Annotated in this window: 17 protein-coding genes; 10 read left to right on the top strand and 7 right to left on the bottom strand. The window is 61.2% G+C overall.

All coding sequences use genetic code 11. The features are described 5' to 3' along the window. Positions 1–23 precede the first annotated feature (23 nt). From ACT6Q8_RS24195 to ACT6Q8_RS24170, 6 genes are all read left to right on the top strand, one after another. Positions 24–1,280, top strand: a complete 1,257-nt coding sequence (locus tag ACT6Q8_RS24195) for a hypothetical protein (RefSeq protein WP_444735114.1) — start codon at positions 24–26, stop codon at positions 1,278–1,280. Continuing rightward, positions 1,228–1,620, top strand: coding sequence for a dATP/dGTP diphosphohydrolase domain-containing protein (locus tag ACT6Q8_RS24190; protein WP_444739449.1), 393 nt, complete (start codon positions 1,228–1,230; stop codon positions 1,618–1,620). The genes ACT6Q8_RS24195 and ACT6Q8_RS24190 overlap by 53 nt, the downstream gene beginning before the upstream one ends. A 426-nt stretch (positions 1,621–2,046) precedes the next feature. Next, the gene (locus ACT6Q8_RS24185) at positions 2,047–2,865 is read left to right on the top strand and encodes a lysozyme (RefSeq protein ID WP_444735116.1); all 819 of its coding nucleotides are present in this window, start codon (positions 2,047–2,049) and stop codon (positions 2,863–2,865) included. Continuing rightward, positions 2,862–3,182: a hypothetical protein gene (locus ACT6Q8_RS24180; RefSeq protein ID WP_444735117.1), complete on the top strand. Its 321-nt coding sequence runs from the start codon at positions 2,862–2,864 to the stop codon at positions 3,180–3,182. The genes ACT6Q8_RS24185 and ACT6Q8_RS24180 overlap by 4 nt, the downstream gene beginning before the upstream one ends. Continuing rightward, a complete protein-coding gene (locus ACT6Q8_RS24175) occupies positions 3,169–3,462 on the top strand; it encodes a hypothetical protein (protein WP_444735118.1) in 294 nt (97 codons plus the stop codon). Before ACT6Q8_RS24180 ends, ACT6Q8_RS24175 begins: the two co-directional genes overlap by 14 nt. 99 nt (positions 3,463–3,561) lie before the next feature. Beyond that, positions 3,562–5,100: an AAA family ATPase gene (locus ACT6Q8_RS24170; protein WP_444735119.1), complete on the top strand. Its 1,539-nt coding sequence runs from the start codon at positions 3,562–3,564 to the stop codon at positions 5,098–5,100. 55 nt (positions 5,101–5,155) lie between these two features. On the opposite strand, the gene ACT6Q8_RS24165 is transcribed toward ACT6Q8_RS24170, so the two are convergent. The 3 genes from ACT6Q8_RS24165 to ACT6Q8_RS24155 form a co-directional block, all read right to left on the bottom strand. Beyond that, positions 5,156–5,494, bottom strand: a complete 339-nt coding sequence (locus ACT6Q8_RS24165) for a GcrA family cell cycle regulator (protein ID WP_444735120.1) — start codon at positions 5,492–5,494, stop codon at positions 5,156–5,158. Between the two features lie 65 nt (positions 5,495–5,559). Beyond that, positions 5,560–8,850 carry a phage/plasmid primase, P4 family gene (locus ACT6Q8_RS24160; protein ID WP_444735121.1) on the bottom strand — a complete coding sequence of 1,097 codons (3,291 nt, stop codon included), beginning with the start codon at positions 8,848–8,850 and terminating at the stop codon, positions 5,560–5,562. A 56-nt stretch (positions 8,851–8,906) separates the two neighbouring features. Next, complete coding sequence (locus tag ACT6Q8_RS24155) at positions 8,907–9,371, bottom strand: hypothetical protein (RefSeq protein WP_444735122.1); 465 nt, start codon at positions 9,369–9,371, stop codon at positions 8,907–8,909. Between the two features lie 63 nt (positions 9,372–9,434). Here ACT6Q8_RS24155 and ACT6Q8_RS24150 point away from each other — a divergent pair, with 63 nt between their 5' ends. The 3 genes from ACT6Q8_RS24150 to ACT6Q8_RS24140 all read left to right on the top strand — a co-directional run bounded on the left by ACT6Q8_RS24150 (position 9,435) and on the right by ACT6Q8_RS24140 (position 11,862). After that, positions 9,435–9,824 (top strand): helix-turn-helix domain-containing protein, encoded by a 390-nt coding sequence (locus tag ACT6Q8_RS24150; RefSeq protein WP_444735123.1) that lies wholly within the window; start codon positions 9,435–9,437, stop codon positions 9,822–9,824. A 180-nt stretch (positions 9,825–10,004) separates the two neighbouring features. Then, on the top strand, positions 10,005–10,295 hold the full coding sequence (locus tag ACT6Q8_RS24145) for a hypothetical protein (RefSeq protein WP_444739448.1): 291 nt from the start codon (positions 10,005–10,007) through the stop codon (positions 10,293–10,295). 379 nt (positions 10,296–10,674) lie between these two features. After that, a complete protein-coding gene (locus tag ACT6Q8_RS24140; RefSeq protein WP_444739447.1) occupies positions 10,675–11,862 on the top strand; it encodes a tyrosine-type recombinase/integrase in 1,188 nt (395 codons plus the stop codon). 411 nt (positions 11,863–12,273) lie between these two features. Here ACT6Q8_RS24140 and ACT6Q8_RS24135 read toward each other — a convergent pair whose 3' ends face one another. Beyond that, entirely contained in the window at positions 12,274–13,755 is a 1,482-nt protein-coding gene (locus ACT6Q8_RS24135; RefSeq protein WP_444735124.1) for a methyl-accepting chemotaxis protein, read from the bottom strand. Between the two features lie 334 nt (positions 13,756–14,089). On the opposite strand from ACT6Q8_RS24135, the gene ACT6Q8_RS24130 reads away from it, so the two are divergent. Next, positions 14,090–14,299, top strand: a complete 210-nt coding sequence (locus ACT6Q8_RS24130) for a hypothetical protein (protein WP_444735125.1) — start codon at positions 14,090–14,092, stop codon at positions 14,297–14,299. Positions 14,300–14,353: 54 nt separating this feature from the next. On the opposite strand, the gene ACT6Q8_RS24125 is transcribed toward ACT6Q8_RS24130, so the two are convergent. From ACT6Q8_RS24125 to ACT6Q8_RS24115, 3 genes are all read right to left on the bottom strand, one after another. Next, positions 14,354–17,533, bottom strand: a complete 3,180-nt coding sequence (locus tag ACT6Q8_RS24125) for an efflux RND transporter permease subunit (protein ID WP_054170394.1) — start codon at positions 17,531–17,533, stop codon at positions 14,354–14,356. A 226-nt stretch (positions 17,534–17,759) separates the two neighbouring features. After that, positions 17,760–18,929 carry an efflux RND transporter periplasmic adaptor subunit gene (locus ACT6Q8_RS24120; protein ID WP_054170541.1) on the bottom strand — a complete coding sequence of 390 codons (1,170 nt, stop codon included), beginning with the start codon at positions 18,927–18,929 and terminating at the stop codon, positions 17,760–17,762. A gap of 463 nt (positions 18,930–19,392) precedes the next feature. Continuing rightward, entirely contained in the window at positions 19,393–20,343 is a 951-nt protein-coding gene (locus tag ACT6Q8_RS24115; protein ID WP_054170540.1) for a LysR family transcriptional regulator, read from the bottom strand. Positions 20,344–20,580 lie beyond the last annotated feature (237 nt).

The raw sequence follows: 20,580 nt of genomic DNA, 5'->3' as shown, positions 1-20,580 counted from the left end.
CAGCAGATCGTGAGAGCCGCAATATGCCTCCCAAATTTTCCCGGCCGGATATCACCCGCGATGTTGCGGCCGCCCTGGTCGCTGAGCATGGCAACATCGGGCGCGCCGCCGCCGCCGCCGGCATGGACCGGGTTACCTTCGGCAGGCGCTTGCGGCAGACTGCACCTGAGGTGCCCCCCGAAAAGCCGGCTCCGATCCAGCTGGACGCATCGCCGGCCAGCCGCAAAATCGTTGCGCTCGAGGACGAGGTCTCACGCCTGCGACGCGAGCTGCGGGCTGCCCATCGACATGGCCTGACCGAAGATCGGGTGCTGGAGGTGATCGGTGCCGCCGGCGCGGCGGAACTGCCCGTCCCGACCTGGACGCGACAGGCCCCGACAGCGGTCAAGACGTCCGGCATCCCGGTGGCCATGTGGTCTGACTGGCACTTGGGCGAGACCGTCGATCGCAAGCAGATGGACGGCTACAACGCATTTGATCTCTCGATCGGCCGTCAGCGTCTGCGCAACCTCGTCACGCGGACCATCGATTTTTGCTACGAGCATATCGCCAGCCCAGCCTACGACGGGATCGTGGTGTGCCTCGGCGGCGACATGGTTTCCGGCGACATCCACGAGGAGCTCGCGCTGTCCAACGAGCTCACGCTGATGGAGACCGTGCTCACGCTGTCAGGCGAAATCACTGCCGCCCTGCGCGAAATCCAAAAGGCATTTGGCCGCGTCCATGTAGTCTGCGTAACTGGTAATCATGGCCGGACCACCCACAAAACATACGCAAAGAAGCGCAACGCGACCAATGCTGACTGGCTCGCGTATCAAATCGCCAAGCGTGAATTGTCTAGTGTTACGGAAATCACTTGGCAAATTGCCGAAAGCAACGACGCGCTATTTAGCGTCTACAGCAAAAAGTACATGCTGACCCACGGGGACAGTCTGGGGGTCAAGGGAGGCGATGGTATTATTGGTGCCGCCGGCCCGATCATCCGCGGCTGCAAAAGGCTCAAAGCCGCCTATGCGGCCAGCGGCTGCCATATCGACCATGTGCTGCTGGGTCATTTCCACCAGTACATGACGCTGCCAGGGATCACGGTGAACGACTGCCTCAAGGGCTATGACGAGTGGGCTAGATCGATGCGGTTCGAACCGCACCCTCCCGGCCAGGCCCTGCATCTCGACCATCCACGCTGGGGCACCACGATCCAGACCCAGATTTTTGTGGACGCGCCCCATGGCGGGACAGTCCACGCCGGCGCCCATCAGCCGTCTTGGCTGGCCGCTTGATATTTCGGAGGACATGATGACTGAGACCCCAAAAAAAGTCAGCGCATCGGCCGGCAAAGCGCCGCTCCAGCTTCTCCCGCCGGCCGCCCTGATGGCCGAGGCGCGGGCCTTCGCGCATGGCGCCACCAAATATGGCCGCTGGGATTGGCGCCGATCGGATCTGATTGGGTCCGTCTATTACGGCGCAGTGCTGCGCCACCTGGCAGCCTGGTATGCCGGCGAGGATGTTGACCCGGAGAGCGGTGTATCCCATCTGGCGCACGCCCGTGCGGGACTGGCCATCATGCTGGACGCCATCGACACCGGGCGCTGGACCGACGATCGGCCGCCCGCGGCTTAGGCGGCTTAAATTCTGAGCCAGAAGCACTTGCCAGCCCTCGATCGGCTTGCTGCGACTGAATACAACAGCGCGCAGGCCAATAACGCGATCGGCAGGAAATAAATGGGGATCTGTTCCATGCCAGCAACAAGGCTGGCATAGCATCCCATGGCAAGGCCAGATGGGTTGAGCTGGATCTTGAGCGCCCCGCAGGAGCAAGAGCAGGCCGAGATCTCAACGGCCGCACCGCAGTAGCGGCAGGTCGTGGTCTTGGCGGCGGTGGCGGTGCTGGTCGGCGCTACATCCGTGGCGGCGACCGGCAGGTTGATCGTATCCCCAATTTAGTTGCCCCTCCTCTGGGCGATTATTTGCGCTGCTGCTGCGTGATGTCCTAAGCTGTCGTTAATAGTGGTCACTGTCAATCGCTATTTTCGCAGGAATGTCTCCATGAGCACCGTCATCACCCAAGCCGTCATCGACGCGGCCATCGCGATCGCCATCCCGATGATCAAGGGATACGAGGGCTGGCATGATGGAGACACGCGCACGCCGCACAGCGACCCGATCCTGTGTCCGACCGGCTATGTGACGGTCGGTTGGGGCAGGGTCCTGCTGGATCCGGATACGGGCAAGCAGCTCAAGGGTAAGGCCGGGCTGGCGCGGGCACAGTCCCTGTGGCCCAATGGCTTTTCTCGCGCTCAGTGCGATGCGATGCTGGACGAGGACGTCCGGTTTTTCGCAGACGGCGTGGTCGCGAAACTGCGGGCGCCTGCCAGTGCCCAACAGTTGGCTGCGCTGATCTCCCTCGCATACAATATCGGCCTCGGCAAAAAAAGATTTGGCGGTTCAACGGTCTTGCGCCGCCATAACGCCGGCGATGATGTCGCCGCGGCCCGCGCTTTCAACCTTTGGACAAAGGGCACGGTCGACGGTAAACGCATCGATCTGCCCGGACTTGTGGCCCGTCGGGCGCAGGAGTCCGCCCTCTATCTCGAGGGGACTGAAAAGATCGCCCCTGCCGCCATGGCCGAGGCCAAACCCCTGGCCGCCAGCCGCACCATCGGCGGATCGGCGACGGTGATCGCCGCGACGGCCGGCTCCGTTATCGTCGAAGCCCAGGATACCATCCGACCGGTGCATGAAGGTCTGGCCAGCCTCGGCATCGACAGCGCCATACTCAAATATGTGCTGGCCGCCCTGATCATCGCCGGTGCGGCCCTGGCCATCTATGCCCGGATCCGCGATCGCATGGAGGGTCGCGCATGACAGCCCTCATCGCACGTATCCTGTCATACTGGCAGGTCTGGGCAGTGCTGGTGGCTGCCGCTGCCGTGGTCGCACACCTGCTGATCGTGGGCGCCTTGCGTGCTGATCTGCGATCGGCCCAGGCTGCCACCGAGGAGATCCGGCTCGCGCTGACCACACAGACCGCCGCGATCCATCAGATGCGCGCCGATGCCGACAGGCGAGCGGCTCGGGCTGCCGAGCGGGCCCTGCGCGAGATAAAGCGGCCCCCGCAGCCGCCCCCGCAGACCGTCGATGACCTCAACCGTTGGATGGGGGCGCAAGATGGGCGGCTTTAAGCTATTGATGCTGATTGTTTTTGCCTTAATGTTTATGCCCGGCTGCACATCAGCGCCGCCGCCGCCGACCCTTGTCCCGGTCGCTGTGCAGGCCGATCCGCCACCTGAGCTGCTGGAGCCGATCTTGCCACCATCAGCGGTATTCATCGCGCCGGGAGACCCGACGGCTGTGGCCTGCATCGGCCCTGCCGGACGCGATGCGATTGTCCGTTATGTCGATGATCTGCGCACTCGTGTGCGGGCTTGGTCGGCCTGGGCCTTGACGCCGGCGACCGACTGACTCATATAGGGTCCATGACCACGCACACCCAGCTCATACGCATACCTGTGGATTGCCGGACCGATTTCTCGGATTGCATATCTATGGGATGCGCATGCCATGCTGGATCAGGACATTTTTTCTGTCGCCCGTCTGCCCTCGAGTGATGACAAGGTAGACCTTGCCGAGGCCGGTCACACGCTCTGCAGCCTAATTGGCTGGGCCGAAGGACAGCTCCGCAAAGACATTTTCGGTGCCGAAACCACGCTGGCCCTACGCCGAGGCTCGCCGGACCAGATCGCGCGCGCCGCCGCTGATGCTGCGTCGGTGGCCATCGACCGGCTCGGCCCCGATTGCGTCGACCCTCTTCCATGTGGCGGCATGACCCAGATCGCCACATATGCCTCGACCATGATGATTTTCTCGTCCGTCGATGTCATTCGCGCTGCCGGCTACATGACGCGCGCCGTGATCTGTGCGCGTTTAGTGATCCGGTACGGCCAGGAGCAATTCGGCCTGATGGATGACGAAAAATACAAAGAATACAATAGAACTATCGCGCATTTTCGAGCTGGTGCGCGTAGGAATTTCATGACCTTGATTAGAGAATTTGACAATCCAGCTGATGAACTATTCGCATTTTATATTAAAACTAGGTATCTGAAGCGGTTAGAACCGGCAGAAGAAACGCCGCGTCGGAAAGCTATGTCCCACAAAGGCGGCGCTCGGAGCGCGCTGGCCGACCTGGTCGATGACGAGCTTCGGCCATACGCAGTGGATCAAGCTGTCAAACTGAAGCCCGCTGCCCAGCCTATCCCTTTGGCGCCAGCCGTTGCTACCCCCGTCCCGCCGCCCCGGAAAAAAATCGAGCATCCCGGCTACGAGCATCTCGTCCATGCCCAGCCCCATGCTGGTCGCACTGCCGGTGTGGCCGACGCGATGCGCCAGCAGATGCCCTGGGCGCGCGGACTGATCCGTGCGATCGGCCCAGAGCTGCGAATGCGGGCAGAGTTTGGCCTTCGGCCGACATTGCTTGTCGGTCCGCCAGGTAGCGGCAAATCCGCCGCCGCTCGGATCATCGCCGAGGCTGCAGGCGTGCATTTCGAAGCGGTCAATGCGGCCGGCATGAGCGACAATCGAGACTTTTCGGGGACGGCATCAGGCTACCGGGGTGCTCATCCTTCGCGCCCGGTGGATGCTATTGCGCGGTCCAAAAGCTGCAATCCAATCATTCTGATCGATGAAATCGAAAAAGAGTCAGAAGGTCGGAATAATGGCAAAATCGCGGAAACGCTTATTACGATGATGGAGCCTGAGACAGGCCGGAAATATTATGACGATTGTCTGAGATGCACGATTGATCTGTCGCATATTACGTGGATTCTGACAGCGAATAGCGTCAAGGGTATTCCGTGGCCGCTGCTCAGCCGTCTGCGGATCGTCCAGGTCGACAGGCCGGGGCTGCAATATGCAGATCAGGTGATCGAGACAATGCGCGTTCAAGTCGCCCAGCAGATGGGCGGCTATCGGGCGGACCTGTCACCCGAGCTGCTGGACCGATTGCGCCGGGGATTTTGGAGGGGAGCTGATATCCGCCGGGTGCGAGCTGCGATCATGGCGGCGGCAGAGATCGAGATCGAGGCAGCCGTCATCCACTGATGGGTGGCATGTGTTGGCAAAGTTCGAACTTTGCCAACACAGGCTCATGTGAAGGTCAAAAGGCAATCGAATGCTCGTCGTAGCCGGCGGCCATGCCAAGGGCCGCATGATCTTCTTTACATTTCAGGCAGATCCTGTTTCCCCGCCATTCGGCGGCGAAAGGTTTGAGGCAGGACAGGCAGGTCGTGAGGTGCGACCTGGCGAGCTCGTCATCTTGATCGCGCATGCGGCGGGCGCGCAGGCGGTCGCGGAAGGCCTTGCTGATGACCGCTCTGGGGGACCGGCCAATTCTGCGGGCTATATCTGCGGAGGATATGCCCTCCGCCCAGAGCTGACGGAGGATCTGGTCTTCGGCGGGAGTCCATGGGGTGCCGGTGGAGAAGATGCTGCTCATGATATGTCCTATAGAGGTCTCTGTCGGTCGTCATTTTCGACACCAGAGCGAAATTTTTGGGGGGCTCAGACTCTACGGCTGACGGTCGCAGACCGTGTCGGCTCCGGGTCCTGGCTCTGACGGGGCACCCAGTCTCCACCGCCGCCACCGGTGGACCCACCCCATCCACGGGTCCGCGACATGAGCCGGTCACGGACCTCTGGGATGATGACGATACCGCGCCATGTTCGCCCGATGGGGCCGGTCCGTCCCTCTTGCATGCGGTGGTCGCGCATGGCCGCGCCGAAGCGGTCTTTCGCCAGGGGGTGTGATCCGGATTCCTCGCACCACATCTGATAGATGCGGTATAGCTCTGACTGTCCGACCGAACTGCTATGCCCATCTCGCCGTTCGGTGCAATCCTGCAAAAATTGCATAACTCGATCATTTTCCCCACGATAGGCCTGGATCGCGGCTAGAGCTCGTGGGGGGCGGCAAAGCTTCATCTTCTGCCACTCGAGGCACCCTCGCACGAGCCAGGCAAGGATGCCCTGGGCCTCCGCGCGGAGCTTGTCGTCCAGCTCCATGTCGGCCATCGGCAAATGCTGAAGATCTGGATCAGTATCTTTCTCGGTCCGCCAAATATGCTTCGGGTCGATTACCTCCTGCCTGCGCCAAATACCACGCTCTGTTCCTTTGATTCTCGGCTTTTCATTGCAAGATATGAAGAATTTTCCGACAACTTGAAGTTCAATTTCATCATTCTCGTAAAGATTTCGCGCCGTTATCGTGTCGCGACCTGTCAGTTGTTTTACGACCCCCTCATCCATATGGGCCCCGCGTTTCGGTTCCGAAGTCATGACATAGCGAATGCCTTTTAAGGCTACAATCGTCGGTTCAGGGCCATGGGCCGAACTTTCTCCAGTATCGAGGAGAAGATTTGGTTTAATGGCCTTAGCATAACTTCCCATCACAAAGAAAACAGTCTCCAATAACTTTGACTTTCCGTTACCGCCTGGGCCATCCAGGAAGAAGATCACTTCTTCGCGAGCATCACCCCAGATCGAGTAGCCAAAAACGCGCTGAATATATGCGTAATATTCAGGATCTAGCGTCTTGTCGGCTTCAGCAAGAATTTCAGCCGTGAATTTTTCAAATACTGGGCATTTTGCTTCAGGGTCATAGGCGCATGATACAGCTTTCGTGATCAGGTACTTCGGCGAATGTGGGATCAACTCACCGGTTCGCAAGTCGATGATGCCGTTCTGCGCGACCAACAAGTGCCGATACTCGAGGCTATCGAGCCTTTTTGAGTCTTGGGTCAGCCACGGCAGAATCAGCTTGAGGGTGGAGCCGATCACGCGCTCAGTGCAGAGCTTCTGCAGCCATTTTGCGTGCTCTTCGATTTCAACAGACTCCGGCGTTTTCCGGGAGTCCTCTGACATATAAAGTCTCTTGGCATCAATGTTAGGGCCATAAATCGTATGCTTTGTCAGTATTTTTACTGCACTATACTCAGAGTCATACATCGCAAGTATTGCTCGCTCGATCAGTTGACGAACGCGACTGGCCTCTTTGCTGTCTTTGGCCCATCTCACGCTATCGTAGTAATACCAGCCGTCACCATGTACATACATCGCCCGGTCACGGATGATCTCCGTGATACGATGTGCGACCCCTATCTCGCTCCTGGTGTGCGAGAGGTACCACCGGACGGCGCGGACGAGCTCCAGACGGGCCTCATCCGACGGCAAGGAGTCCAGCTTTTGGCATATCTCGAGGATGGCTGACCAGCGCTGCTGGCCTAGGGCACGCACCGTCTCGGCCCCGCACATCCGGCCGTGATCGAGGAGGATCCGGGCTCGCTGCAGCACCTCTTGATCGCCCAGCAGGTCGGCGGCTGACATCTGCGACATCTGCGCCAGCTGTGCCTCAATGTCACGCGCCTCCTCATGTCCACCACCCAGGTCGAGACCGAGATCTGCGTCATCTGCAACGACAGGCACGGGTAGCGCCGCGATGGCCTCATCGATCGACATCAGGGTGACGGTGGCGGTGGTCTGGGCTGTGGCGGTGGTCGTGGTCATCGGGTCCTCGTGCGCCGGCTGCGTCGTATCTGCATCGTGTGGGGTGGGGACGGCGGTATCGGCGGCCTGGGCCTGGCGCGGAGCAGCACGAGTGGCTCGATCGCGCTCGAGGAGCTCCTGGTGGTGCTGGGTCAGCTCGGCCAGCAGCTCATCGTCTACATGTACGGTCTTGACCTCCTGGGATGCCGTCAGGGCGTCGTCGAGACCCTTATGTACGCCCCCCCAGTACGCTAGATCGACGCCTATGCCGGCCTCGTCGCGTAGGGCTTGGATCATCGCCACGAGATGGCCGCTGACGCTACTTTTCTGCTGCCAGTCCATGTCATAGGCAACCCTGATCGCGCTGGCGCCGAGAGCACGGACGGCCTGGACAGCGGCCTCGACAAAGGCGGCGCCAGGCACTGAGATCGTATAGGTGTCTGTCATCGCAGCAGCAATCGCCGCCTTGATTTCGCCTTCGGTGATGCAGACCACGCCATCCGCGTACTGTCGGCCAGGTACACGTACTGGGTGATGGACCGCCGGGCGGGTGCCGGTCGGGTATATGTAGGCTTTTTTTCCGTCCGACCCCACGATCCGCTGGCGGAGCGCCACTATACGCCCGTCGGCATCCCTGACCGGTACCACCAGCGCGCCGGGTGTGAGGCCAATTTTTGCGCCGCCGCCGGTGCCGCCGACGCCCGGCACACTGCGAGCGGTCGGCCCCATGGTGCCGATCTCCCGCGCCAGCTCGTAGCCCATCACACTCAGATCGACGTCGGCTGGGACCGTGCCATAGGCCTCGCGCTCAATCATCGCATCCATCTGCTCGGCCGACATGGCTGTGCCGCGGCGGGCCATCAGCTGCTCGCGATGCTGCGTAGAGAGCGGCATCCGCGGGAGTAGCCAGCGATAGACCGTATCTGCATCGGTCGCGGTGTAGGCCGGGGTTGGCCGGGGCGGAGGTGCAGGACGCGGGGTTGGGATGCGCGATGTAGTGTGGTCGATCTCTCTCTCGCCACCGAGGGTAGCGCAGGCCTCGGGGAAGGTGACACCATCGCGATCCATCACCCACTGGATGATATCGCCCGCCTTGCCGCAACCGTGGCAGCGATATCGCTGCGCCCTCGGATCGATCGACAGGCTAGGATTCCGTTCGTCATGAAAAGGACATAAAGCCTGGTAATATCCGCCCTGCTGGATCAGACGCCCATGCGGGACGTCCTGGCGGGCCAGATCCACTATGTCGTGCTGGGCCCGGATGGCGTCGGCGTCGTAGCGATGACGTATGTGTGACTGTGACTGCGACATGGTGACCTCCTCAGGCGGGTCTGGCTGCTGGCCGACCGCCCGGGAAGAAAACTGAGTCACTCCACCGAGCTGAGCAAGCACTTTTTTGCTGGTACGTCGATCATATGCGAGCCGTCGGCTGCGGTAGCCGACATGATCGCATCACGCACATCTCGACGCAGCGGCATGTCGATATCCGCCAGGTCGCATATCATCTCGAGGTCATCTCGGAAGCCGGATTTTAAGAAAAGAGCCCTAGCAGAATGAATCTCGCGGATGCGCATGTGCTGTAAAACAGAATATGGAGGGACAGGTGTCGTGGCATCATTATATGCGCGATGAAATACAGCCCTCCATAAACTGGTACATGACTCATCTTTTACAGGAGAATAGAACTCCTTTGAGCGGTCGATTGGGGTATCAATATTCATGACGCATCCTCCATCGTCGGTGAGATCGCTGCTACCCAGATGATAAAATGCGGTGCCGAGACCGGCAAAATGTCGGTCGAAAAAATCGCTTGTCGGATTGTCGATTGGCATGTTAGATATAAGAAATGCTAGAGCTATGAAAATAGGACATATCAGATGCCCGCAGGAACCAGCGTGGACGCCAAGGTCAGCGTACTGGATTTACAAGGTCCGCGTGAGGCACTGCGCGGTGAGATCGCGCAAAGATTGCAAGGACTGATGGAGAAGAAGGGCTGGAATCAATCGGAGCTGGCCCGAGCGGCCGGAATCGGGCGCGATTCGGTATCGGTTTATTGCCTCGGCAAGAGCATACCGGGCGCGAAACATCTCGCGGCCATGGCCCGGGCCCTGAATTGCGATCCGTCCGACATCTGCCCGGCAGTCAGTGAGGCCTCCGCACCGACGGCAATGCAAGTCACGCAGGTAGTGGGTGAGCCAGGTAAAGCATGGCTAAGGTTGAACCGTAGCGTGACGATGGATCAGCTGGTCCGCATTATGCAAATACTCGCTGAGCCGGAGACCTGACGCGCGGGACACACACATATATAGAGTGTGTCGGATGGGCCGCGCCAGGGATGGCGTGGCCCTTTTTTGATGCCAAAAAAAACGCACGTCTTATGTCGATTTTTGTGGTTTCCCGAAAATCCATGAATAGCTCATCAGGGAGGCGAGGCCTCAACCGCTAACCCTATGATGAGGCCAACGATGGACTCCGATCCCAACACCACCATCACCGTTTACATTTCTGCCCTCCGGGCTGGCTTGACCCCCGGCGCCGTCGGCGCCGAATGCCCAGATCATTGTGAGACGGTAGACATTCCACCTGACTACGTCGCCATCCGTCATGTTGACACCATAGACATGTCCCTAGGCGAGGCGATGGTGGTCGCCCACGATTCAATACTGCCGCCAGGCTTGTGGCTGAGGATGGACCCTGCACAGTCCCGCGGCACCGTGTCAGTCGAGGCCGTGTTCGGTTCAGATCTAGCTGCATGACACTCCCATGACGGAAACCATCATGATGCTCATGACATTGCATGAGGCAGCCCTCAGGATCCGGCCGGATGGACTGATCTCGCCCCGCAGTCTGCGCGCTGAGATTTCCGCCGGCCGCCTGTCCGCGTGCCGTATCGCTGGCCGCCTTATGGTCAGCGAGGATGATATCGCCGACTATTTGGCCCGCGCCCGTCTTCACGGCTCGGCTCCAGCAACCATTGCCGCCACACGACCGAAGCCACAGAAGCCCGCCTTTGGGAATATGGTCCGACCTGCCGCCCCCATTGACCACAAGCCCATATCCGCCCCATTGGCGGCGGCAGCTGCCGCCCTGGTGAAGCGAGGAGGAACTGGCAAGCGGGCTGGGTGAGGTAGATAAATGGCAAGACAGAAGTCTTCTGCGCGGCCTGCAAATGTGGGCTCGACCCCGAAACTCGTGCCAGTTTGTTCCACCGGATCGACGGCATGGCGCTGGAGCGTCAGGTGGAAGGAAGCCGGGCGGAAGCGGGAGGTTGCGACGGGTTGCTTGATCGAAGACAGGGCCGGTGCTGAGGCTTTCCTGGCTAACCTTCTTCGTGAGCGGGCCGAAGCCGCTGCCGCTGCGCCGCCGGGCGGCCCGCAGGCAGCTCACGCGATGACGTGCGGCCAGGTGCTTACTCTTTACGCTCGCGAACATGCGCCGTCTGCGGCAGATCCCGAGCGGATTGGCTATGCGATTCAGGCCCTCGGGGGATTCTGGTCGGATATACTGGTCAGCGAAGTGAAGGGCGAGGCTTGTCGACGATACCTGGCCGGTCGCAAGAAGCGGCGGCGCGTCCCAGGCAGCATGCCGCCTGCATATGAAGATGTCCCGGTATCGCCGGCGACGGTCAGGCGCGAGCTGTCCACTCTAGCGGCCGCACTGTCCCACTGCCACCGAGAGGGTCATCTCCTGACAGCCCCGGCGGTGTGGCTGCCGCCGATGTCACCGCCCCGGGAGGTCTATCTGACACGGTCAGAGGTCGCCCGCTTGATCCGCGCCGCCCGGCGCGATGCGAGGGTCCGCCGGCATCTGCCGCTGTTTATCTTGCTCGGCTTTTACACCGGACGCCGGAAAGAGGCGATCCTCGGCTTGCAATGGCAGCCGAACCCCGATGGTGGCTATGTCGACCTCGAAACGGGTTACATCGATTTCCGCCCGCAAGGCCGAGCTGAAACAGCAAAGCGGCGGGGGCGGCTGAGGGCGCCTGAGAGATTGCTGAGGTTCTTGAGGTACGCCCGGCGGCGGACGAACACACATGTCCTGGAATACGGTCCTCTTCGCGAGCCCGTGCGGGATGTCAAGCGATCCTTTGCCTCAGCTGCAGCCAACGCCGGCCTGGATCCGGCCCGCGTGACGCCGCATGTTTTGAGGCACACATGCGTCAGCCATCTCGCCCAATCTGGCCTGCCGCTCTGGGAGGCATGTGCTTGGGTGGACGTGACTGTGGAGACGGGGGAAAAGGTCTACGCGCACCATGACGGCCGCAATGATCGCGTCAGAGATCTGCTCGACAAGGGTGGCCGGGCTCGACAACGTGGTGCGTAATCATGTCGCCAGCTGAAAATCACTGAACCAATCACTGAACTAAGCCACTGTCAGAATACGTCGTCGTTCGTCAGAGCCCGCAGAAAACCTCATTACCAGCACTATCGCTTAAAATTGGCATAAGTTCAGTGATTTTGCCAGTGACCCGGTCAGACGCGCTGCACTGCTGATGTTAGGACATCCACGAAACCCTCAGAAATCCTTGTAATTGACGATACTTAGTAAATAATAAGACAGCATCCGGTGTTCCAAAAACGCTGTATGGGTGACAGGATTCCACACCTCGTTCTCAGCCCTCCGAAGGCAGAGGCCGATGGTTCGAATCCATTCGGGTCCGCCAATTCTTTCACAAAACCAGTCACTTATTCCCTGTGACCAGCGTCGTGTGGTCACCATCAGGGATTGCAAGCGTTAAGCGATCAGGCGCAGGGCGTCGCGGACATTGCCGATGCGCTGGTTGGCGGCGCGGGTGGAGTGGGCGATTTCGTCCATGGAATGGTGGATCTTTTCCACGTCACCCGAGGCGCCGCGCATGGTGCTGTTCATCAGACGGGCCACCGCACTCTGTTCCTCCACGGCGGAGCAGGTGCCGACCACATAGCCGCGCACGGCGTCGATGGCGCCGCGGATGGCGTCCATCTTCTCCGCCACGTCACCGGCGGCACCCTGAAGGCTGACGATCTCGTTTGAGATACTGGCGGTGGCGCTGGCAGCCTGCCGGGCCAAGCTCTTCACCTCGCCCGCCACGATGGCGAAACCACGGCCCGCCTCACCGGCCCGCGCGCTCTCGATGGTGGCGTTCAGGGCCAGCATGTTGATCCGTCCAGCGATATCCTGGATCAGCTTCACAATCCCGTCCATGGACTGGGTGCTGTTCAACAGGCGCTGGGTGGCGGCATCGACCACGGTCGCCTCTTCAAAGGCTTTCTCCGTGGCGGATTTGGAATGGCTCATGGAGCGGGCGATTTCCTGGATGGAGGCGTCCAGCTGTTCAGACCCGCTGGCGATGGCAGCAACGCTGACGGAGGTGCGTTCCGATGCCTGTGTCGCGTTCTCCGCCTGATTATTGGACTGCTCCACTGCCGAAACGATATCACCCAGATAGGATTGCACCGCCGACAGGGTCTGCTCGTTACGCTGACGCGCCTCGACGGCGGCGGTCACGTCGGTGGCGAACTTCACCACCTTCACGGGCTTGCCATCCTCATCCAGGATCGGGTTGTAGGTGGCCTGGATATAGATGACGCGGCCACCGGCAGCCAGACGCTTATATTCGGCCTGGCTGAAGCGGCCCGCGCGCAGGCCCGCCCACAAGGAGCGATAGCTGTCGGTCACCACCTCCTGCGGATCGACGAACATGCTGTGGTGGCGGCCCTGAATCTGGTCCAGACGGTAGCCCATGGCCTTCAGGAAATTCTCGTTGGCATCCAGGATGGTGCCATCCATGGCAAAGCTGATCACGGCCTGCGCCCGGTTCAATGCCGCCAACTGCCCCTGCACATCCAGCGCCCGCTGCCGATCGACCGTCACATCGCTGGCCAGCTTCACGACCTTGCAGACATGGCCACGGCGGTCAAAAACGGGATTGTAGGAACCGTGGATCCAAACCTCGCGCCCGCCCTTGGCCAACCGCCGGATCATCTGCACCTGACCCGGCTTGCCTTCACGCAGGCTTTGCCACAGTTGGGCATAGTCGCGGCTGTTGCGCGTCGTCTCATCCACGAAGATCGAATGGTGACGGCCTTTGATTTCGTCCAGACGATAGCCCATGACCTTCAGGAAATTGTCATTGGCGTTCAGGATTTCTCCTGTCGGAGAGAACTCGATCATACCCTGGGCCTTGCTCAGGGCAGAGATGATTGCGTCGGCGTCTGAATTATTTCCGAACAACATCGCGTTCCTCCAGATATCATGCGGTGGGCGCATCGACCTGTCAGAACCATACGTCGAACTTAGCGAACATTCACCAAATCGGAAGGTTATAACCTTTGGAATCAAAATAGTTGAAATGCTCAACTTCGTTAATATTTCCTAATTTGCCGATCTGATACTCTATACATTAGTACAGGTGCCCCACCCCTGGTAAGCGCAGAAGCCAGACCACCCAATACAACCGCGCACAAGTCTGTACCATGATGGCGCCCCCTGGCAGCGCAACCCCGCACGGTATATGAGCGCGACCGGTCCACCGATGGGTGGATGCTGCCCCGGCGAACGGACAGACAGTATGTTGAGCGATATTATCGAGTTCCTGGCCACAGGCATCATCGCCGTGATCGACGCCATGGGCTATGCCGGGGTTGCGCTGGGCAATGAATGGCATTCCAACCCGACGCTGAGCACCTGGCTGCATCGGTTCGATGCGCTGATCATCCTGGCCATCCTGGGCCTGGGCGGGCTGTTCCTGTGGCATAAGCTGCATAAGCAGAAGGCCTGAAAAACAACAACCCCCGCCGGATCGCCCCGGCGGGGGTATTGCTTTCAGGAGAGGTCACTCACCCGCCACCACCATGCCGGCCGGCAGCGCCGGTTCGGGCTGTTTGCGGTGTGCACCAACCATGAAGCGCAGCAGGACATAGAAGACCGGGGTCAGCAGCAGGCCGAACAGGGTCACGCCCAGCATTCCGGCGAACACGGCCACACCCATGGCCTGACGCATTTCCGCACCCGCACCCGTGGAGGTGATCAGCGGCACCACGCCCATGATGAAGGCGATGGAGGTCATCAGGATCGGGCGCAGACGCAGGCGGCTGGCCTCAATAGCCGCCTGGACGACCGTACGGCCATGAGTTTCAAGCTCGCGGGCGAATTCCACGATCAGGATCGCGTTCTTCGCCGACAATCCGACCAGCACCATGAAGCCGATCTGGGTGAAGATGTTGTTGTCCCCGCCCGTGATCCAGACACCGGCCAGAGCCGACATCAGGCTCATCGGCACGATCATCAGGATGGCCAGCGGCAGGGTCAGGCTTTCATACTGGGCCGCCAGCACCAGGAACACCAGCAGGACGGAGATGGGAAACACCCACAGGGCGGCGTTGCCCGCCAGGATCTGCTGATAGGTCAGGTCGGTCCATTCGAACTTGATCCCGCGCGGCAGAACCTCTGCCGCGATCCGCTCCGCCGCTGCCTCGGCCTGGCCCGATGAATAGCCCGGCGCCGGGCCGCCATTGATGTCGGCGGCGGTGTAGCCATTATAACGGACCACCATTTCAGGGCCGTAGCTCTGCGTCACCTGCACCAGCGAGGACAGCGGCACCATCACGCCCTGATCATTGCGGGTCTTCAGCAGGCCAATATCATCGGCATGGGCGCGGAACGGGGCATCCGCCTGCACCCGCACCTGATAGACGCGGCCAAAAGTGTTGAAGTCATTGACATAGAGGGAGCCGAGATAGACCTGCATCGTCTCGAACACGTCGGTGACGGGCACGCCCAGCTGCTTGGCCTTCACGCGGTCCAGGTTCACATCCAACTGCGGCACGTTGATTTCGTAGCTGCTGAAGGTCGGCCCCAGTTCGGGGGTCTGGCGAGCCTTCATCACGAAATCATTGGCGGCCTTGGCCAGCGCCTCATAACCCAGGGAGCCGCGATCCTCCAACTGCATCTTGAACCCGCCCAGCGTGCCCAGGCCCATGACGGGCGGCGGCGGGAACACGGCGACGAAGGCTTCCTTCACGCCATTGAACTGCTGCTGCAGGGACATGGCGATGACATTGGCCGACAGGCCTTCCTTCTGCCGCTCTTCATAGGGTTTCAGGGTGGCGAACACGATGCCAGCGGAAGACGAGTTGGTGAAACCGTTGACCGACAGGCCGGGGAAGGCAACCGCATGGTCGACGCCGGGCTGTTTCAGCGCCACATCGGTCATGGCGCGGATCACCTCCTCCGTCCGGTCCAGCGAGGCGCCGGTGGGCAGCTGCGCGAAGGCGATCAGGTACTCCTTGTCCTGTGCCGGCACGAAGCCACCCGGCACGGCACGGCCCAGGACGACCGTCAGGCCCAGCAGCAGCACATAGAGCAGCATCATGGCACCCTTGTGCCGCACCACGCCGCCAACACCCTTGCCATAGGCTTCGGACCCGCGCTGAAACACGCGGTTGAAGCCCCGGAAGAAGCCGCCCAGCACCTTGTTCATGGCCTTGGTCAGCCAGTCCTGCTTGTCATGATGACCCTTCAGCAACAGGGCCGACAAGGCAGGCGACAGGGTGAGCGAGTTGAAGGCGGAGATGACGGTGGAGATCGCGATGGTCATCGCGAACTGCTTGTAGAATTCACCCGACAGGCCCGACATGGCGGCTAGCGGCACGAACACGGCCACCAGCGTCAGGGCGATGGCGATGATGGGTCCGCTCACCTCCTGCATGGCCTTGTAGGTGGCCTGCTTCGGTGACAGGCCCTCGGCGATGTTACGCTCAACATTCTCCACGACCACGATGGCGTCATCGACCACGATGCCGATGGCCAGCACCATGCCGAACAATGACAAGGCATTGATAGAGAAGCCAAACAGCAGCATCAGAGAGAAAGTGCCGACGATGGAGACGGGCACCGCCAGCAGCGGAATGATAGAGGCGCGCCAAGTCTGCAGGAAGACGATCACCACCAGCACGACCAGGGCGATGGCTTCCAGCAGGGTATGGATCACGGCGTCAATGCTGGCCTGCACGAAGCGGGTCGGGTCATAGACGATGGAATATTCCACCCCGTCCGGCATGTCGGCCTGCAGCTCTGCCATCGTCTCCCGAACGGTCTCGGAAATGGCCAGCGCATTGGCACCCGGCGCCTGGTTGATGGCGATGGCCACCGCCGGCTGGTTATCCAGCAGGGAGCGCAGGCCATATTGCGAGGCAGCCAGCTCCACCCGCGCCACGTCGCGCAGATAGGTGACGGCGCCGGCTTCGGTCTTCAGGACGATGTCCTGGAATTCCTCCACCGACTTCAAACGGCCCTGGGCGTTAACCGACAATTGCAGGGGCGCGTCGGGCACCGACGGGCTGGCGCCGATCACACCGGCGGCCACCTGCACATTCTGTTCACGGATGGCGTTGACAACGTCGTTCGCCGTCATGCCGCGTTCGGCCACCTTGTGCGGGTCCAGCCAGACGCGCATGGCATAATCGCCCGAACCCCACAGCAGCACCTCACCCACCCCGGAAATGCGCGCCAGACGGTCGCGCACATTCAGGACGGCGTAGTTGCGCAGGTAGGTCATGTCGTAGCGGTCGTCGGGCGAGCGCAGATGCACCACCATGGTCAGGGTCGGCGACGACTTGACCGTCGTCACGCCCAGCCGCTGCACATCCTGCGGCAGACGCGGCAGCGCCTGGGCCACGCGGTTCTGGACCAGCTGCGTGGCCTTGTCCGGGTCGGTGCCCAGCTTGAAGGTGACCGTCAGCGCCATGTTGCCGTCGCTGTTGGCCTGGGACTGCATGTACAGCATGTCCTCAACGCCGTTGATCTGCTCCTCCAGCGGGGAGGCGACGGTTTCGGCGATGACCTTGGGGTTAGCACCCGGATACTGGGCACGCACGACAACGGAGGGCGGCACGACCTCCGGATATTCGGAGACCGGCAGCTGGAACAGGGCGATGAACCCCGCCAGGAAGACGACCACCGACAACACGCCCGCGAAGATCGGGCGGTCGATGAAGAAACGGGAGATGTTCATGATAGCCTCGGGCTCCGCGTGGGGGTGCGGAATGGGATGGGCTTGGAATTTGAGTAGTCATCACCCCTCGCCCACGTCAGTGGGAGAGGGAGGGGCCCATCGGTGTCAGCCGATGGGAGGGTGAGGGAGCAACGATTGGGGGGGGGCCCCTCACCCTCCCGAACGCTTGCGCGTTCGGGCCCCTCCCTCTCCCGCTATCGCGGGCGAGGGGTGGAATGGGGTGGCCTTACCGCGTCGCCACCTGCGTGACCGGGCGTTCCATGGCAACCGCCTTGGGCTTCACCACATCGCCCGGACGGGCGCGCTGCATGCCGTTGACGATGATGCGTTCGCCGGGCTGCAAACCGCCGGTGACGATGCGCAGGCCTTCCTGACGGCTGCCCAACAGGACGGGACGGTAGGAAACCTTGTTGTCATCACCCACGACCAGAACGAATTTCTTGTCCTGATCGGTGCCGATGGCGCGTTCATCGACCATCACGGCGGCCTGCGGATCGGACCCGCCCACCTTGACACGGGCATAGAGGCCGGGGACCAGCAGGCCGTCGGCATTGTCAAAGCGGGCGCGGACGCGGATGGTGCCCGACACGGGGTCCAGCCGGTTATCCACGTCATCGATGGTGCCCGCGCGGGAATACTCCGCCTCGTTGGCCAGACCCAGTTGCACCGGCACACCGGTCTGATCCTTCACCGACGCGATATGGCGCAGATAGGTCTGCTCATCCACGTCGAAGGAGGCATAGATGGGAGAGACGGAAACCAGCGTCGTCAGTGGCACACCGGTCGCACCCGCCGCCACGACATTGCCCACGGTAATTTCCGCACGGGAAACACGACCGGAGATGGGGGCGGTGACGGATGTGTAGGACAGGTTCAGCTTCGCCACATCCAGTTCCGCCTGGGCGGCCCGCAGGCTGGCCTGGGCGTCGCGGGCATTATGCTCCCGCTCGTCCAGGGTGCGGCGGGGAATGGTGCTGTCGGCCACCAGCTTGGCGGCACGGTCCAGTTCGGCACTGGTGAAGCGAACCCGGGCCTGGGTCGCCGCCAGCTGAGCCTCGGCCCGCGCCACCTCGGCACGATAAGGGGCGGGATCGATGGTGAACAGGACATCGCCCTTCTTCACCTGCGCCCCATTCCTGAAATGCACCTCAGTGATGGTGCCGGAGACGCGGGGGCGGATATCCACCCGCTCCACCGCCTCCAGACGCCCGGAATAGCTCTGCCAGTCCACCACCTTGCGCGCCACGACGGGGGCCACATCGACCTCCACGGCGGGCATGGCGGCCACGGCCACCGGCTTGTCTTCCGCCTGCCCCTGCAACGTCGCCAGCGAGATCACCAGCAGCGACACACCGGCCGCCATCATCCAGGCCAGCTTGGATCGCGTCATCGACATGGGTACCACTCCTTGCCAGAAGGGTGCAGAAAGGGGTTTCCCGCCGCCGCCCATCGACGGGGGATCACACAAAAGTGGCCTGCTCTAAGGACAGCGCCGCCCCTGGATGCCCGGCGATCCGGGCCCCTTGTCCAACACCTTTGTTTCGGGTTTGGAACCGCACCCAGACCGGATGAGGCTCCCTCAATTCTCAGGTTTATCGAGTTTGCTGCATTGCCGCTGTGATGGCCGTCGCAGGGATTAAATTTTTTTCATTTATCACCCATGCATTTTCGCAAGGGCTTGGAGAATAACACCTTTCAGCATCAAAATAGCCAATAAGCCCGCGAACAGGCGTCCGCAGGTCAGTGAGCAGTTGCAGCATCACCCATTCGCCGCGACGAATAAATATCGATTTTTCGACAACAGAATTCGGATTATCCGAACAATCCCTTCCGCACAGGGCCGGCGGTCGCCGGCCTTCTCAGGCGGCGACGTGCTGATAACAGGCAAAGGGCTTATCGGCGCCCTGCAGGATCGGGCATTGTTCGAACAGGCTGACAACCCAGTCGATGAACAGCCGCACCTTCTGTGAGGGCTGGCGATTGGGCGGATAGACGGCAGAGATGGGCATGGGCCGGGGCCGAAACTCGGGCAGCACCTCCACCAACTCCCCGCGCTGGAACTGTTCCAGCACCATGAACAGGCCGGGCTGCATCAGGCCATAGCCCTGAACCCCGCAGGCAATATAGGCCTCGCTGTCATTGACCGCGACCGCCCCCTTCAGAGGGATGTCGATCTCCACCCCATCCTTCACGAATTCGAACGGGTAGGAGCGGTTGCCCAGATGGGGGGAGAAATACCGCACACCCTGATGGTCCGACAGATCCTCCAGCCGTTGCGGCAGCCCATATTTCTCCAGATAGGCCGGGCTGGCGCAGGTGATGCGGGAGAGAAGGCCCAGACGGCGGGCGATCATGGAACTGTCGGCCAGTTCACCGACCCGCAGCACACAATCCACCCCTTCCTGCACAATATCGATCTGCCGGTCATTCATGCCCAGCTTCAGTTCGATGTCGGGGTAGCGCGCGTGAAACTCTCGCAATTGCGGGATCACCACCAGCCGCCCGATGGAGGTGGGCATATCGACATGCAGCCGGCCCTTGGGATGCCGGCGGCCTTCGGTGAAGCCGATCTCCACCTCCTCCACCTCGGCCAGGATGCGGAGCGCGCGTTCATGAAAAAGCTCCCCGTCAGCAGTCAGGGACAGGCGCCGGGTCGTCCGCAGCAACAGGCTGGTGCCCAGATGGGCCTCCAGATTCTGGATGATGGTCGTAACCGATGCGCGCGGCAGGCCCAGCTTGTCGGCGGCCCGGGCAAAGCCGTTCAGCTCCACCACCTGCACAAAAACCTGCATGGCCTGCAACTTGTCCATGATCCGCCCACCCGGAGATATGATCCCACTCTGTCATGAACATTGGGTCGGGGCCGGTCGCTATGCCCGCCGTCACAGGGGGACAGTTTTCAAGGGCGGGCGCGTTCCCTCACCCACCCAAGCTTTTCGGCTTGAGAGGGTGAGGGAACGACGTGTTTACCCCAGCGCCTCGGTCAGCTCCGGAACGATCTTGAACAGATCGCCGACGATGCCGTAATCGGCCACCTGGAACATCGG

The organism is Niveispirillum sp. (genome assembly GCF_052437035.1).
Taxonomy (GTDB): domain Bacteria; phylum Pseudomonadota; class Alphaproteobacteria; order Azospirillales; family Azospirillaceae; genus Niveispirillum.
The sequence above is the reverse complement of the archived record's forward strand: the minus strand, read 5'-3'. Positions and strand labels throughout refer to the sequence as shown.

What these genes read in the sequence shown, in the direction of transcription:
- ACT6Q8_RS24195 (WP_444735114.1), top strand. Translation starts at nt 24, where the DNA reads ATGCCTCCCAAATTTTCCCGGCCGGATATCACCCGCGATGTTGCGGCC.
- ACT6Q8_RS24190 (WP_444739449.1), top strand. Translation starts at nt 1,228, where the DNA reads ATGGCGGGACAGTCCACGCCGGCGCCCATCAGCCGTCTTGGCTGGCCG.
- ACT6Q8_RS24185 (WP_444735116.1), top strand. Translation starts at nt 2,047, where the DNA reads ATGAGCACCGTCATCACCCAAGCCGTCATCGACGCGGCCATCGCGATC.
- ACT6Q8_RS24180 (WP_444735117.1), top strand. Translation starts at nt 2,862, where the DNA reads ATGACAGCCCTCATCGCACGTATCCTGTCATACTGGCAGGTCTGGGCA.
- ACT6Q8_RS24175 (WP_444735118.1), top strand. Translation starts at nt 3,169, where the DNA reads ATGGGCGGCTTTAAGCTATTGATGCTGATTGTTTTTGCCTTAATGTTT.
- ACT6Q8_RS24170 (WP_444735119.1), top strand. Translation starts at nt 3,562, where the DNA reads ATGCTGGATCAGGACATTTTTTCTGTCGCCCGTCTGCCCTCGAGTGAT.
- ACT6Q8_RS24165 (WP_444735120.1), bottom strand. Translation starts at nt 5,494, where the DNA reads ATGAGCAGCATCTTCTCCACCGGCACCCCATGGACTCCCGCCGAAGAC.
- ACT6Q8_RS24160 (WP_444735121.1), bottom strand. Translation starts at nt 8,850, where the DNA reads ATGTCGCAGTCACAGTCACACATACGTCATCGCTACGACGCCGACGCC.
- ACT6Q8_RS24155 (WP_444735122.1), bottom strand. Translation starts at nt 9,371, where the DNA reads ATGCCAATCGACAATCCGACAAGCGATTTTTTCGACCGACATTTTGCC.
- ACT6Q8_RS24145 (WP_444739448.1), top strand. Translation starts at nt 10,005, where the DNA reads ATGGACTCCGATCCCAACACCACCATCACCGTTTACATTTCTGCCCTC.
- ACT6Q8_RS24140 (WP_444739447.1), top strand. Translation starts at nt 10,675, where the DNA reads ATGGCAAGACAGAAGTCTTCTGCGCGGCCTGCAAATGTGGGCTCGACC.
- ACT6Q8_RS24135 (WP_444735124.1), bottom strand. Translation starts at nt 13,755, where the DNA reads ATGTTGTTCGGAAATAATTCAGACGCCGACGCAATCATCTCTGCCCTG.
- ACT6Q8_RS24130 (WP_444735125.1), top strand. Translation starts at nt 14,090, where the DNA reads ATGTTGAGCGATATTATCGAGTTCCTGGCCACAGGCATCATCGCCGTG.
- ACT6Q8_RS24125 (WP_054170394.1), bottom strand. Translation starts at nt 17,533, where the DNA reads ATGAACATCTCCCGTTTCTTCATCGACCGCCCGATCTTCGCGGGCGTG.
- ACT6Q8_RS24120 (WP_054170541.1), bottom strand. Translation starts at nt 18,929, where the DNA reads ATGTCGATGACGCGATCCAAGCTGGCCTGGATGATGGCGGCCGGTGTG.
- ACT6Q8_RS24115 (WP_054170540.1), bottom strand. Translation starts at nt 20,343, where the DNA reads ATGGACAAGTTGCAGGCCATGCAGGTTTTTGTGCAGGTGGTGGAGCTG.